Source organism: Pseudomonas sp. Tof1, assembly GCF_055390395.1.
Genome location: NZ_AP024344.1, coordinates 2,804,659 through 2,818,337, shown reverse-complemented (window position 1 = coordinate 2,818,337; position 13,679 = coordinate 2,804,659). Strand labels below are relative to the sequence as shown.

The following is a 13,679-nucleotide window of genomic DNA, read 5'->3' as shown; positions in this document are numbered from 1 at the left end:
GGTCCTTGGGCACCCAGCACAGGCGACGGCCAGAGCATAAGCCGGGGTTCCCGGATTGCTTATGGCTATCTGCCAGCTAACCCCTGGCGTATGATCCTGAGGGCACCCTGAACGCACTCAGTCCCTCGCCATTGGCGACAGAGGCGCCCTTCTAGCCCTACACGATGCCCACTCCACCATGACACTCTGCGAAGGCGACACCATCAGGCTCATCACCGTTGATCTGGCCGAGATCACCTATAGGGATTGGCTGAGTTTCAGGGAGGCAGCGCCGGGAGACATTGCCCAAGTCCTGCACCTGTATGACAGCCCCTCCGGCAGATCTCTGCAATTGGTCTGCGGGCCTCCACCCGGTAACTTCGAGTGGGGTGCTACGTTCAAGGAGCAAGGGTTCACTTTTGAGGTCGTGTCCAGGAAGGTCGATGAAATATAGCCGTATCTCACGACCCCGGCGCAGCTTCAAGGTAAATGATCGCTGGCGCAGCTGCGAATGGACTGGATGCTGGAGAAGCAGACCGCCAGTGCCAGCAACTGACCGCGCTGTGTAGAAAAACGGGAAGCCAGGCTTCCTGCTTAACCATATGAAGGCACGCGGCGACAACCGAGCCTCACCGCAGCCTCAGGTCATTTGGCGCTGAAGTCGAAGCGCCAAAGACCGTGATCGCGGGTGAGAGTGACATCCACCTGTGTAGCAGTTACAGGCAAGACGTACTGGGTCATATCAGAGATGTTCTGAACGATGAACCAGCTCGATGGCTTCCCGCTTGAACCCGGGGCTGTATTTCTTGCGCTTCATGAACACTCCTTCAGCTCGGTGTGAGCTTACTCGAAAGTGTCCGTGTTAGTGGGGTAGAACCGAGGCAAGCCTACAAGCTTTGCAAGTCCACCGTTTCTGCGGCCAAGCTGATTACTGATCCGATCGTGGAACAGGCCATGATGTCGCTGACCGCGATAGTCAACCGCGCTCACAGTATTCTGCACCCGTCCGATAAGGATCACGCCAAACGCATTCTGCGAATCCTGCGTTCGCGCAATCACCAAGAACCGGCTCAAAACATCAAGCTCTGGGCAATCCAGAATGGCTGGTTACCCAAGGCTGCTGAACGTTTGGAAGCCCTGGCCGAAAAGACGTTCGCGTTGCGGTCAAAGCCAAAATTCGATACCCCAGAACATGCCAAGCAAAGCTACCAGCGTTGGACGGACGCAGCTAAGTCTTAGCAGCACGACCAAGCGGGAGGGCTACTAAAAATGCCTTACTAAACATCCCCGGCGCCATCTCAGTCAACGCAAGAAGATCCCTCTCGCCTTCGAGATAGCCGCCTGTCACACCTTGCAGATGGCTCTCGTAGGTGTTGGCATTTCGCAAACCCACTCCTTCCACACACTGAACCAGCACCCGAGCGGTGCATTTCTGGCGCAATATCATGGGGGCGCAAGCATGGAACAATCACGCAGGTTGAACACAGGCAAACGGTAATATTTGGTATCAACTAATCACAACTTCAAACAATCCCCGCCTGATTTTTTTAGTGTCCAGCGAAACGCTGCTGCATGATCGGCAAGTGAACTCAACCTGGTCGACACGCTGTTGTCGCTTCCCCTGAACACGGATGTCAAATGAACACCCACACCAACTTTTTCTTTGGAAAGCACGCCCTTGGCGAACTCTATGACGTTGCCCTGGACAAACTCAACGACATCGACGGCCTGACACAATTGCTCTGCAATGCAGCAGCCAAGGCCGGTGCAACAGTCTGTGGCACCCTGACCAAACGTTTCGAACCTCAAGGCGCAACGATTCTGGTGCTACTGGAGGAATCGCACGCCTCCTTCCACACCTATCCAGAACATGGTGCATTGTTTCTCGACATCTTTACTTGTGGAACAAGCTGCGACCCCACCAAGGCCTTCGATTTCATTCGTGAGCATTTGCAGTGTGGCGAATCGGCGATGAAGGTCGTGGAGCGCGGTGCAATCTGATAAGAATGCCGCCCGGTTTTCCCCAGGCGGCAGGCGTTGCTTGAGCAGGTAACCGGTGTCACTCGACCGACAGGGATTGACGCTGGCTGAGTCCATAGTTGGATAGGCGCAAATAGCGTTCATTGAGGTTCATGAACGGCCGAATCAGCGGGGCGATGATGAGCAGAAATGCAATCGTACCAATACCGAAAGGCCCGCCCAATACCCACCCAGCCAGGAAGATGGAGATCTCCAGAACCATTTTGGAAAAGGTGAAGGACCAGCCCACCTTGCGCATGATGGTGATCACCATCAGATCGATGACACGAATACCAATCCCGCTCATGATAATCAGCGCAGAAGCATAGGCGCACAACGCCAGGCCGATGGCGAGCATCACATAGGAAGTGAACCTGGCGCTCAGCAGGTCATCGATCTCCAGCAGCAGCCATAAGTCGATGAACAGACCGGTCAGCGTGGTGGTGACAAACGGACTGATGGGAGGCCATCGCTTGTTCCACAGGGCCCACCAGGCCAGCATGGCGATGGAAAAAATCGCGGAACAGGCACCCAATCCCAAATTCAACTTACCGTTCAAACCAATAACGAACACGTCTAGCGGGTCAGTCCCCAGATGGCTGGTGATGAAGAACAACGCCCCCAACGAAAATACCACCACCCCTCCCAGGTACATGCTCAGCCGATCCACCGCCGACCAGGCCCTGGCACTTTCAATCAATACCCGTCGAACGGTGCCGTTACGATCACTTCTGTTTCTCATTCCAAGTACGCTCCTTCGTTGAAACTTTCGGTTGTCCAAGGCCATCCCCTCAGCGTGTGCTCATGGAGATGAAGCTCAACCCGTTGCCGACATGGCGGATGGTTGCCTTGCTGTTGCCCTGGCCGCCTTCACAGATTTCGTTCTGTACTTCATGGCTGGCCTCGGCCAGGTACAGTCCTCCCAACAGGGAAGCCTCGGTACCCTGGGGGGACTGCATGACCAACGGGGCAGTCAGAGACGGCTTGAGATAGCCGGGCTCGCGCAGCAGAACGCTGACCATCTGCGGCATTTCAGGAAAACGCCCCAGCAGACCGCCGCCGAGGCAGACGACCTCGACTCGGAACAGCTCGACCAGGTTGGCCACAGTCAGTGCCAGCGCCTGAACGGCCCGCAAACGCCAATGGCTGAGCGCGGCCTCGTCAGAGAACCCCATCGAAGCGACAAACTTGTCCAGTGAGCGAAACGAGGCGTAAGCCTGCAGGCAACCGCTGCGGCCACAACTGCACAAAGCCCCTCCTGGCCAGACAAGCAGATGCCCCAGCTCCCGATTGGGCAGGATGCGTCCCTGGTAGACCACGCCACCGCCCACACCGGTACCCAGCGACAGATGCAGCAGGTTCGAGGCCCGCATGACCGTGGCATCACCGTAGGTCGCAGCGGTACCATCATCACACCAGATCACCCGATCGACGCCGGCGACACGAAAGACATGTGCCAAGGCGACCCCCTCCCAGTCGGGCCGATTGGGCCAGCGGATGATGGTGCCGTCGGCGTTGAGCGTCGGAGCGCTGGCGATGACCAGGCTACTGATCGGACCATGGAGCAGGATCTGCGATTCGATCAGTGCCTTCACCTGGTCCAGGATGACCTGAGGATGAAGACCGGAGGGAATCTCGATACGCTCACGCTGCATGATCCGTCCCGAGAAACTGAAGCACAGGGCGATCTTGCTACCACCCAGATCTACGCTTGCGCAATGCATCAGAAGCGCCCTCCACCGTCGACGGCAATCACCGCCCCGTTGATGTAGGAGGCCTCCGCACCGAGCAGAAAGGCGACCACCCCGGCCACCTCGGCTGGCTGCCCCAAACGACGCAAGCCGATGTGCCGACAGATCTCGCTGGCTTCGGTTTCGCTGTAGTGAGTCAAGGGGCCGGCGATCGCACCAGGGGCAACTACATTGACCGTGATGCCCTGTTCGCCTACTTCGAAAGCCAACGAACGAGCATAGGCATGCAGTGCACCCTTGGTTGAGGCATACAGGCTTTGGCCCGGCATTCCGGTCTCACCAGCACGCGATCCGATCAGCACCACCCGCCCCTGGCGCCGCTGTAGCATTGGGCGCATGAATTGACGCAACAAGCGCGTGACGCTCTCGAAATTGAGCGAAAACAGCCGTTCGCTATCCGACGGGCTACTGAATAGGGCCGATTTGCGCAACAGATTCGCCGCACAACAAACCACCGAGTGAATGACCAGCCCCCTGTCAGAGCAGATCGACATCAATCGCGTTGTCTCCTGCGCATTCGTCAGGTCGCAGGCCAAAATGATCAAGCGACCTGGCCACTCCCGTGTCCGCTCGAGCAGAGCCTGCAACGGTTGTTCATTGCGGTGAAACAGCGCAACCACGGTGACGCCCAGGCTGAGCAACTTTTCGCATATGGCAAGGCCCAGCGTACCGGATGCCCCTGTCACGAGGCATGCCTGTCTATTTGATTCCTGCATGATTTTCCCTATCTGCTACAGCTTTGATATTGGTGGTTGTACAGCCACCTTGAATGACACCGGGTGCTGCCTGTCCCCCGCTGTCACGACAGGCAACTGACGAAATTGCTGACCCTCGAAACAACTCAGGCAAGGCGCCCCGTCCTGGTCATAGGCATCGACGCAAGAAAGTCGTAACAAGGCAGTTGCTGGAGATCGGTGCAGTGGCCAACGAGTTTCATCAAGACCGGCCTGGCTGCAGAGCAGCCGAATCATCAAGGGGTCGACGGCGACCCACTGATCCTCCACCAGCAGCTCGGCCCAGTAGTGCCCGTGGCATAGGGAGCGCTTAGCAACAGACCAAACACCTGTCGTGCGGGCATCCCACGCATCAGGGCCTGCTGCACCAGCAATTTGGAGAAGCCGCCACACTCGGCCACCCGGTGCTCGACCATGAACGCCAGATCCCAGCGCAAGGCGTCGTGCAGCATGAAAAAGCGCATATCGGCACAGGTGTGTTCGATGAGTTCGATAAAGGGTGACGGCAGCAGCCTCTGGTGCCCCGGCAGGATCAACTGCTCCTGGTGCACCTGCATCTGGTCAGGCGTATCACAGACACGCAACTCACCACTGGGGAGCAAGATCGTGATGGCGTGCTCTGGCACCGCATCGAGTGCGTAGCTGAGCTCGATGCACCGATCACGCTCACTGTCACGAAAGGCTGAAGACCAACTGCGCATGGCCAACTTGTGCAGCGATGGCAAGCGCAGGTAGAGGGAAAGGTTGTACAGGTCATCAGGGTCGAAGCATTCGCCGTCCTTGCCCTGACATGAGGCCAGCCCCAATGCCTTGAGCTCTGCCAGCAACTGCGGTGCGATACCGTAGAGCGCCGCACCCTGCTCGTCCACACAAAAGCGGCGGTGACCGTCCTTCACCTTGGCCAGCTCCACCAGCACACGCCGGGCTTCGCCTTGAGCCTGCTGCGCCAGCGTCATCATACAAAGCCCGGCAGCTCACATTGTTCATGAGCCTGGCAACCACTCAAGGTCGCGATCGAAGGCGCAATCTGCTGCAGGTGCAACGGCCCTTCGGGTGCCTGAATGCATGCGTCAACACTCAACACGAAGCCACGCTCGCGATGCCAGCCCGATTGCGAGGTGCGCCGAACATGATTGGCCCAGCGCGGGTCCCCCAAGGGGGGGCGCCGGGCATCGGCCGGCCTGACGATGAAGGTTGGCGCTCGATCAGTGTAGGGCCCCGTATACATGCTCTCTCGCGAGCGGACATCAGCCAACGCCAGGCGGCCATCGGCAAAGCGGATTTCGCGCAGGCATTGCTCGACGTCCCGGCGTAGTGTGAGGTCGGAGCGACCGGAGTTGCACAGGTCGGCACATAGCATCACCCCATGGGAGCCTTGCACGGTCTCCAGCGCGACACTGCGCTCAAGGTCCACCTGTCCGTGTTCATCGAGCACCTGCAGACCCGCGGCACGCAGGTGCTCATTGATGGAAAAGAAACCATCGAGCGGACCGAAACCCATCTCGGAAAATACCAGCATCGAATCGGGCGCCAATGCTTGCAGTCGGGCGCAGGCCTGGTCGATGAAATCGTAGGCCCTCAGCACATGGGGACGGTATCCGGGCTGGGCCTGCTCCACCTCATGCCAGAGAAAATGCGACAGGCGATCCGCCAGTGTGAGGTTCACGATCATCACATCGGCTTCAGCGCCCAGCGCCATTGCGCTATCCAACTGCAGCGACGCAATCCGGTAGGCCTGCTCGGCGAAATCTTCGAGTGGCTGACCGGTGTAGAACAGTGAAACGTCGTGGGCATACCTGACCCCGCGAGCATTGAGGTCTCGCAGCAGGCTTCTCGGGTAGCTGGTGTTCATGGCATTGAGCATCGGATAGGTGATCAAGGTGCCATTGAGCGGCTTGGGAGGATGCGTCAGTTGCACATTGACCACGGCAAAACGCTGTTGCGCCATCTGCGGCCACTCCCATAACCTGGGCGCCATCACATCGGTGGTTTCCAGAATCCGTGGCATCTCCCCGGCACTGTGCGCACTCCAGTAGGAGAAGCAGCCATGACGACCGGGGTTCACACCGCTAAAGGCAGTTGCCAAGTTGCTCGGCTCATAGGGAACCGGGCCGCAGTCCAGATGGCGATAATTGTTAACGCCCAAGTGTTTTGCAAACCACGGCAGTCGGCCCTGAGCAACTTCTTTCTCGAGAACAAGCGGATCCATACCCTCCGCAACGACAATGAGAGTTCTCATGCTGCCAATCACCTCTTTTCTTCCCTGAAATAACGTCGAGCACAGCCAAGTACATCTTTTATCGATGTCCTCGACATGACAGCGCCACAAACTTCCAAAATATCTCTATGAATTCAAAGCGCATCCAGGCACCCAAAAGGGGCACCTACGCAACTCTGTTCAACACGTCCAAAGCGTAAGGGAAAGCGGATAAAAATTTTGTGACAGCGTGCCTATGCCACGCCAACCGTGGCTCCCCGAAAAGCTCTGGAGGCGGAATTTGTTGGTGCTTTTTTAGCACAGTGATTGGCGATGTAACGAGAAGTGTAATTCCGAGGTTATTTCATAATATTACAAATGATTTCTAAAAAAAACTTTTGCGCCCGACTTAAATTCACATGCTATCGTCTGCCACGCGCTTAATTGCCAAGCATCTTTATTCTTTAAGTTTGGCACTAGTGTACAAACTCCACCATTAGAACCGTATTCAAGCGGCGTACCTGCGCGCTTGCCTCACCAAGGACGGAAACAATGACTCTCGCAATTCACGGCGGTACACCACTACGCCAAACAGCATATCCACAATGGCCGCATTACGGCCCCGAAGAAGAACAGGCTCTGCTACGCAGCCTGCGCCAGGGACACTGGTGGCGCATGCAAGGCAACGAAAACCTGGCCTTCGAGCAGAGCTTCACCCAAGTGCACGGTGGTCACTCGGCTTTCGCCGTAGCCAACGGCACGGTTGCATTGGAAATCGCCCTGCAGGCGGCCGGGGTCATGCCCGGTGATGAAGTCATCGTTCCGGCCTTCACCTTCATTTCCACCTCGATGGCCTGCCAGCGCATTGGCGCGACGGCCATACCGGTCGATGTGTGTGCCGATACGCTTTGCATTGACCCGGCTGCGATCGAGGCCAACATTACTCCACGCACGCGAGCCATCATCCCGGTGCACATGTCCGGGCACATGAGTGACATGGCCAGCCTGAGCCGTATCGCCGATCAGCATCGCCTGGTGCTCATCCAGGATGCTGCTCATGCTCATGGTGCACAGGGTCTGGGTGGTGCCAAAATCGGCGACTACGGCACGCTGGCCTGCTTCAGCTTCCAGAATTTCAAGCTGATGACTGCTGGCGAAGGTGGCTTGGTTTTGTGTCCGAATGAAGCCTTGCGAGAGAAGGTCTTCCTGTATGGCAATTGCGGACGTCCGCTGGGCGATCGCAGCTACCAGCATACGGTGGTCGGTACCAATGCTCGCTTGGGCGAGTTCAACGCCGCAGTGCTCAGTGCCCAGCTTGAGCGCCTCCCGGCACAGAACGAACTTCGCCAGCACAACGCCCGGTTACTGATGGACGCCCTGAACCATGATGCGCTGGTGATTCCACAAGGCCGTACGGCTGATGCCCATGTGCACCCGTACTATATGGTGCTGTTCACCCTTCCCGAAGACGGTGATCTTGGCCAACTGGACCGCAATCAGGTGGTCGATGCACTGGTTGCCGAGGGTATCCCGGCGTTCCGTGCCTATCAGGCGATCTACCGCATCCCGAGCTTCTGGCAAGCACCGGCGCCAGCCCACTACGACCAGGCGCATTTCATCACCCATTGTCCTGTCACTGAGCGGGTGGCTAGCCGAGGGATCTGGATCCATCACCGTGCACTGCTTGGCAGCGAGCAGGACACGCTGGATATCGCCCTTGCCGTGCGCAAGGTGGTCCAGCACCTGGCTGGCTCGCGATGATGGGACCCGGCATCGCGCTAGTTGGTTCGGGTTGGGTCGTCAGGACGATCTGGGCTCCGCTGCTACAGCGACATGGCGGTCGGATCGTATCGATCATCGACCCTGATCCGCAGGCAGGCCAGGCACTCGCGGAGTTGGCACCCACAGCGCGCCAGCATGCCTGTATGAGCCATCAGGCCCTGCAGGGGTGTGACGTGGCCCTGATCTGTTCTCCCAACGCCCACCACACTCGACAGGCACTGCGGGCCATGGAGCAGGGACTGCACGTCATCCTGGAAAAGCCCGCTTGCCTGTCGCTGCGTCACGCTCAGGACCTGATCGAGCGCAGTCAGCACATGGGGGTGCAATTGTCAGTGACGGGGGCGGCCTCCCATCGCAGTGACGTGCGAACCCTGCTGGATGCCGTCGCAAGCCAGGCTATCGGCAAGGTGCACTGCATCGACGTCGCCTGGCGTCGGCGCAATGGAGTGCCTCGTCCAGGGTCGTGGTTCACGCAGGCGGATCAGGCGCTGGCAGGATCAGGCGCCGATCTGGGCTGGCACCTGCTGGAGGTGGCCCTGCAGGCACTGGGCTATCCCCTGGTGGACAGCGCCCTGTGCAATCACGTCCCCGCCGACGGTAGCGAAGCGGCGCAACGGGCCAATTGGCGAGCCGACACCGACGACCACGAGAACGCGGTCCTGGAGGTCGAGTCGCAGTCATATTGCGCACTGCGTACGCAGGCCGGTGCCATGGTCTTTCTGCGCACCGCCTGGTCGTCCCATCAGCCCTGTGACGAAACCACCATCACCCTTTACGGCACTGCCGGCGAGTTGCGGTTGCATACCACGTTCGGTTTCAGTCAAAACCGTGTGCAAGCTCCCAGCCTGGTCCTGAGCACCAAGGGAAGCCAACGGCATCTGAGGTTCGAGGCCGAAGACAACCTGGCACCCTACTCGGCGTACCTGGGCCACACACTGCCCCATCTAGGCAGGAGCACAGCCGGCAACGAGCTGGAGTTCTGCAAGTTGCGCTCGCTGACCAGTGCCATGTCCGCGATGTATCCGAACCTGCCGAACTGACCGGGCCCGGCCCGGCAGTTCATTGAGTATTCGTGCAAGGAGCTATCACCATGACCGGTTACAAGGCGATCACGGAAAAGCTGAAGCAACTGTCCAAACTTTCACTGCCGATCGTCATTTCGCGTATCGGTTTTCTCCTGCTCTCACTGGTCGACACGCTTCTGGTCGGTCGCTATGCCACCGACGCGCTGGCGGCCATCTCGATCACCCACGCCATTGCCGATACCTACATGCTGATCGCGGCAGGCTTGCTGTTCGGGATTCTGGTCATGAGCTCGATTGCCGTCGGCAAGCAACAACCCCGGGAGGCGGGGCTGGCTCTGCAACGTGGCGTGATACACGCCCTGGGCCTGGGCCTGGTCTGTATCGTTGCCAGCCTTGCGAGCCTGCCGCTGCTGGTGAGGTTCGGCGTGGACGCGTCCCTGGCAGGTGCGATCGCCGAGCTGATGCAGGTCGTGGCACTCGGACTGCCCGCTATCCTGTTGTACATCGCCTACTCGTTCTTCCTGGAAGGCATATCGCGCCCACTGCCGGCGACGTGCGTGATTCTGGTAGGCAACCTGGTCAATGGCGTGCTGTGTTACGCGATGGTCTACGGCAAGTTCGGTTTCGATGAGATGGGCGCGCTGGGCTCCGCCTGGTGCACGACCTTCGTACGGATCCTGATGGCCGTTGCGATCATCTTCTATGTGCATCGCCTGTTTGCTCAACGCCAGGAATACGGTATCAATACGCGGTTTGCCTGGGCCTGGTCGCAATGGAAAATGCAGCGGCATATCGGCTACGGGGGCGGTCTGAGCTTCGGTATTGAAGCCGGTGCATTCATGCTGATCGCGGTGATGGCCGGCATCGTTTCACCACTGATCGCGGCGGCCTGCGCCGTGGTGGTGAATATCCGTTCGATCCTATTCATGATTCCCATGGGCATCGGCTTCGCCACCTCGATCCAGGTGGGGATGGCCCATGGTCAGGGCGATACCCGAGAGATCAACCTGTCCACGTGGTGCGGTCTGTGGTTTGGCGTGTCGTTGACGGCAATCTGCGCAATCGTGCTGGCGATCCTTCCCGGCCCGCTGCTGGCGCAGTACAGCACTGACAGTCAGTTGCTGCAGATTGCGGTACCGGCCATGTTGCTGCTGGCCCTGGCCCTGCCCTTGGACGCTTGGCAGGGCGTCATGTCCAATGCGCTGCGTGGGCGCGAAGATGCCATGGCCCCCACGCTGATCCACGCCATTGCCTATCTGGTGGTCATGACCCCACTCGGCTGGCTTCTGACCGTCCAGTGGCAGCGAGGCCTGGTGGGTATCGTCGAGGCCATGCTCGTGGCCAACGTGCTGGCAGCCTCGCTGATGACCTTGCGACATCGCCAGCTCAATCAAGGCATGCGCCAGCCCACACTGGCCTGATCGGCGAGGGATGCCCATGAAACTGTCCGTCATCATGCCGGTACATGCCAAGCCAGAACGTTTGCGTTTATGCCTGGCAAGCCTGCACCGACAGCAGGAGCGTTGTGACTTTGAGACCCTTATTGTCGCCGATGCCGCATGTCCAGCCGTGCTGGCCCAAGTTGCCGAACAGCCTCATGCCCGGGTGCTGAGCACACCCGGGCTAGGCCGCGCGGGCGCAAGAAACCTGGGCGCGAGCGCAGCCCAGGGCGAAGTGCTGCTGTTCATCGACGACGACGTACTGGTGCTCGATGGCTTCTTCGAGGCCCACCTGCAAGCCCAGACAAAACGACCCGGGTTGATACATGGGCGTATCCGAGAGTTGATCGCGCTGTGCGGACGAGGCGATCCACGCCTTGGTACGATCGGTTGCCCGCCGATCCTGCCACAGGATCTGTTGCAGGGGCGCTGGAGTCCTCAATCTTCGCGACTGGCCACCAGCCCCCTGGAGCAGGCGGCTGAGCACCCGCGATGCAACGAATGGCCCTGGCTGGCCAGCGCCGGCGCCAACCTGTCGATCCAGCGTGAACACTGGCAGCAAGTCGGAGGGTTCGATGAAGCCTATGGCAAACGCTGGGGTATGGAGGACCTGGATCTGGGATGGCGCCTGTGGCGTGCGGGCGTGCCTATCAGCATGGAGAGGGATGCCTGCGCCTACCATCTCTCCCATTACAACCCAACCCGCTGGGAAGAGCACGCGCCCAACCTTGCCCATTTCCAGGCCCGTGCCAACACTGCCGAGGCCCTGGCTCTGGACGCACTGCTTTCCCCGACCGGCTCGTTGGCCCGCTACATCGAACGGCTCGACCAGATCCGACAGCAAGCCCCTGTTTGAGACACCTGTGCGTGAGCCGCCAAGGCGCCGACGAAGCGCGCCTGGCTGGCGAACAACATCATTACCTGGCTGCGGTACATCAGGGCAGCCTTCAGCCAGCGATCCCAAGAGCACTGGCATGAGTGGCTGACAAGCCCGAGCCCCAGGCGCTCGACGTGGCTGGCCAGGGCCTGTTCATCCAGTTGGCCCACATAGGGGAAGTCGGCGTAGAAACACACCGGGTTGTCCAACTGGCGGGCCAGCCGGTGCGTCAGGCAGTGATCCACGTGCCCACCGATGCCCAATGGCGCGCAGACGATATCGGCGGGCCTGAGCATCGCCCGCACCGTGGCGAGCTGCATTGCATCCGGTTCTGGCCACAGCGCCGGGTCAACCCGGGCCGGCAGGAACAAGGCATTGATGTCGGCATGTGCGAACCGGTCGCGACCGTCCAGGCGCAATGCGGCATCATCAAAGCCCGCTCCTGCCCGCTCGATGCCCAGGCTCATCGCGGCCCGGATATCTTCCTCGCGGCGCAGCGGCGGTGAGGCGAATCGCCGCCAGCGCGCATCGCCAACCGCCAGCGTGCTACCCGCCGTCGCATCACCGTCGAACAGGGTCAACAGCAAGACATCGCGCCCCCGGGCCAGGCCGGTCATGCCACTGCCCAACGACCAGACAGCATCGTCCGGATGGGCTGACAGCACGACCAACCGCCCCTCAAGCCCGTTCCGGGTAATCGGCCCCATGCTCAAGCCACCTCGGGAGTACTACGGGCATAGAGCTGGCTCAGGCGCAAAAATCGTGACACCTCGCGGCGATTATCGCTGGCCACCCGGCAACGCCCCAGTTTCAGCGGTGACAACTGGATGTCCGGAAAACTGTGCATGCGCACCCAGGACAAGTCGGCAAAGCGCTCGGCCAATGTCTCCAGCCACTGCTCGCAGGCCTGCGCGCGTCGTTCGCCAGGCAGGGCCGCGCATTCGAGAACCCCGTGCAACATGGCCTGCTCGAAGGCTTCGCTGACGTGGGTCTCGGCGCAAGGCACGCAATGATCCATGTAGAGGCCGAAACGCAGCAACGCCTGGTGGATCTGCACTTCCATCGCACGCTGGGTGGCGTCCTGGACTTCATGATTGCCAAAGTTCACGTATCCCACATCCGCCGTCGGCGCCAGCGACTGCACGCCACGGCAGATGAACGTGAGCAAGCCACCCAGGTCCTTGAAACCATTGACCGCGAAACAGTCGAAACGGCCCTGCAGTTGCTCTGGAAGCGGCTGGAATACGTCATATTCGACCACTTCTATCGTGTCGATCGCCTGCGCCCGGCAAGTCCGCTCGATGGTTGCCAGCAGGTCACGGTCGATATCGGCCACGACGATTCGCTGACGATAGCCGTGCAGTGCCAGGAACAGCGAGAACAGGGCATCATCTCCGAGCAGCAGCAGGTTACCGTGGTTCAGATCACCGAGGCTCTGCATGATCTTGTAGCGCCGGATCTGGGTTTCGAAGGTTTCGATGGACTGGTCATAGATGGACTTCTTGTCACTGAGCAGGTCAGCCATCACCTCACGATAGCGGGGTTCGAGGCGCAGGCAGGCATCGTCCACCAGGTGCAGACCATGGCCAGGCAAGGCCCCCACCGGGGTGCCCAGCACCAGTTGTGGCACCGCCTGCTCCCGGATCAGCTGAAGTTGCCCCTCGGCCAGCAACTCGACCAGGCAATGCAGGATCTGACGAACCGTCAGGCGGGAGGACAGCAGCTGATGGATTCGGCGCGGGCGGGTCAGTTTGCTCAGCAAGTCGTCCAGTGCGGCCTGCTCCTGGACGGGCGCTGCCAGACGAGCGGGCAGGTGTGCCAGCAGGCGTTCACGTAGTTGTACCAGGTTGTGCATGCAACCTCCTGTTCATGCGAG

General features: G+C 59.7%; 13 protein-coding genes. 6 read left to right on the top strand and 7 right to left on the bottom strand.

From position 1 onward, the window contains the following. Positions 1–933 precede the first annotated feature (933 nt). Positions 934–1,218: a hypothetical protein gene (locus tag ACZ5KU_RS13060; RefSeq protein WP_464737280.1), complete on the top strand. Its 285-nt coding sequence runs from the start codon at positions 934–936 to the stop codon at positions 1,216–1,218. A 399-nt stretch (positions 1,219–1,617) separates the two neighbouring features. Beyond that, entirely contained in the window at positions 1,618–1,980 is a 363-nt protein-coding gene (gene speD, locus ACZ5KU_RS13055) for an adenosylmethionine decarboxylase (protein WP_054059646.1), read from the top strand. A 58-nt stretch (positions 1,981–2,038) separates the two neighbouring features. On the opposite strand, the gene ACZ5KU_RS13050 is transcribed toward speD, so the two are convergent. The 5 genes from ACZ5KU_RS13050 to ACZ5KU_RS13030 all read right to left on the bottom strand — a co-directional run bounded on the left by ACZ5KU_RS13050 (position 2,039) and on the right by ACZ5KU_RS13030 (position 6,722). Further along, the gene (locus tag ACZ5KU_RS13050; RefSeq protein WP_054059645.1) at positions 2,039–2,740 is read right to left on the bottom strand and encodes a YczE/YyaS/YitT family protein; all 702 of its coding nucleotides are present in this window, start codon (positions 2,738–2,740) and stop codon (positions 2,039–2,041) included. A gap of 49 nt (positions 2,741–2,789) precedes the next feature. Then, positions 2,790–3,722, bottom strand: coding sequence for an ROK family protein (locus tag ACZ5KU_RS13045; protein WP_054059644.1), 933 nt, complete (start codon positions 3,720–3,722; stop codon positions 2,790–2,792). After that, the gene (locus ACZ5KU_RS13040) at positions 3,722–4,465 is read right to left on the bottom strand and encodes an SDR family NAD(P)-dependent oxidoreductase (protein WP_416773113.1); all 744 of its coding nucleotides are present in this window, start codon (positions 4,463–4,465) and stop codon (positions 3,722–3,724) included. The genes ACZ5KU_RS13045 and ACZ5KU_RS13040 overlap by 1 nt, the downstream gene beginning before the upstream one ends. Positions 4,466–4,719: 254 nt before the next feature. Then, the gene (locus ACZ5KU_RS13035) at positions 4,720–5,439 is read right to left on the bottom strand and encodes a transglutaminase-like domain-containing protein (RefSeq protein ID WP_464737279.1); all 720 of its coding nucleotides are present in this window, start codon (positions 5,437–5,439) and stop codon (positions 4,720–4,722) included. Continuing rightward, complete coding sequence (locus ACZ5KU_RS13030; RefSeq protein WP_081009819.1) at positions 5,439–6,722, bottom strand: alkaline phosphatase family protein; 1,284 nt, start codon at positions 6,720–6,722, stop codon at positions 5,439–5,441. Before ACZ5KU_RS13030 ends, ACZ5KU_RS13035 begins: the two co-directional genes overlap by 1 nt. 510 nt (positions 6,723–7,232) lie before the next feature. Here ACZ5KU_RS13030 and ACZ5KU_RS13025 point away from each other — a divergent pair. Genes ACZ5KU_RS13025 through ACZ5KU_RS13010 form a run of 4 tightly spaced genes read left to right on the top strand, consistent with a single transcriptional unit; the run spans position 7,233 to position 11,782 of the window. Beyond that, a complete protein-coding gene (locus tag ACZ5KU_RS13025) occupies positions 7,233–8,441 on the top strand; it encodes a DegT/DnrJ/EryC1/StrS family aminotransferase (RefSeq protein WP_054059639.1) in 1,209 nt (402 codons plus the stop codon). After that, on the top strand, positions 8,438–9,502 hold the full coding sequence (locus ACZ5KU_RS13020) for a Gfo/Idh/MocA family protein (RefSeq protein WP_081006030.1): 1,065 nt from the start codon (positions 8,438–8,440) through the stop codon (positions 9,500–9,502). The genes ACZ5KU_RS13025 and ACZ5KU_RS13020 overlap by 4 nt, the downstream gene beginning before the upstream one ends. A 50-nt stretch (positions 9,503–9,552) precedes the next feature. After that, the gene (locus ACZ5KU_RS13015; protein ID WP_054059637.1) at positions 9,553–10,908 is read left to right on the top strand and encodes an MATE family efflux transporter; all 1,356 of its coding nucleotides are present in this window, start codon (positions 9,553–9,555) and stop codon (positions 10,906–10,908) included. 16 nt (positions 10,909–10,924) lie between these two features. Beyond that, complete coding sequence (locus ACZ5KU_RS13010) at positions 10,925–11,782, top strand: glycosyltransferase family 2 protein (protein ID WP_464737278.1); 858 nt, start codon at positions 10,925–10,927, stop codon at positions 11,780–11,782. Here the strand turns inward: ACZ5KU_RS13010 and ACZ5KU_RS13005 are convergent. Next, positions 11,737–12,468: a PIG-L deacetylase family protein gene (locus ACZ5KU_RS13005; protein ID WP_160320653.1), complete on the bottom strand. Its 732-nt coding sequence runs from the start codon at positions 12,466–12,468 to the stop codon at positions 11,737–11,739. The genes ACZ5KU_RS13010 and ACZ5KU_RS13005 overlap by 46 nt on opposite strands. A gap of 44 nt (positions 12,469–12,512) precedes the next feature. Beyond that, positions 12,513–13,658 (bottom strand): bis-aminopropyl spermidine synthase family protein, encoded by a 1,146-nt coding sequence (locus ACZ5KU_RS13000; RefSeq protein WP_054059634.1) that lies wholly within the window; start codon positions 13,656–13,658, stop codon positions 12,513–12,515. Positions 13,659–13,679: the final 21 nt, after the last annotated feature.

What these genes read in the sequence shown, in the direction of transcription:
- ACZ5KU_RS13000 (WP_054059634.1), bottom strand. Translation starts at nt 13,658, where the DNA reads ATGCACAACCTGGTACAACTACGTGAACGCCTGCTGGCACACCTGCCC.
- ACZ5KU_RS13025 (WP_054059639.1), top strand. Translation starts at nt 7,233, where the DNA reads ATGACTCTCGCAATTCACGGCGGTACACCACTACGCCAAACAGCATAT.
- ACZ5KU_RS13015 (WP_054059637.1), top strand. Translation starts at nt 9,553, where the DNA reads ATGACCGGTTACAAGGCGATCACGGAAAAGCTGAAGCAACTGTCCAAA.
- ACZ5KU_RS13060 (WP_464737280.1), top strand. Translation starts at nt 934, where the DNA reads ATGATGTCGCTGACCGCGATAGTCAACCGCGCTCACAGTATTCTGCAC.
- ACZ5KU_RS13020 (WP_081006030.1), top strand. Translation starts at nt 8,438, where the DNA reads ATGATGGGACCCGGCATCGCGCTAGTTGGTTCGGGTTGGGTCGTCAGG.
- ACZ5KU_RS13030 (WP_081009819.1), bottom strand. Translation starts at nt 6,722, where the DNA reads ATGAGAACTCTCATTGTCGTTGCGGAGGGTATGGATCCGCTTGTTCTC.
- ACZ5KU_RS13045 (WP_054059644.1), bottom strand. Translation starts at nt 3,722, where the DNA reads ATGCATTGCGCAAGCGTAGATCTGGGTGGTAGCAAGATCGCCCTGTGC.
- ACZ5KU_RS13010 (WP_464737278.1), top strand. Translation starts at nt 10,925, where the DNA reads ATGAAACTGTCCGTCATCATGCCGGTACATGCCAAGCCAGAACGTTTG.
- ACZ5KU_RS13035 (WP_464737279.1), bottom strand. Translation starts at nt 5,439, where the DNA reads ATGACGCTGGCGCAGCAGGCTCAAGGCGAAGCCCGGCGTGTGCTGGTG.
- ACZ5KU_RS13050 (WP_054059645.1), bottom strand. Translation starts at nt 2,740, where the DNA reads ATGAGAAACAGAAGTGATCGTAACGGCACCGTTCGACGGGTATTGATT.
- ACZ5KU_RS13040 (WP_416773113.1), bottom strand. Translation starts at nt 4,465, where the DNA reads ATGCAGGAATCAAATAGACAGGCATGCCTCGTGACAGGGGCATCCGGT.
- speD (WP_054059646.1), top strand. Translation starts at nt 1,618, where the DNA reads ATGAACACCCACACCAACTTTTTCTTTGGAAAGCACGCCCTTGGCGAA.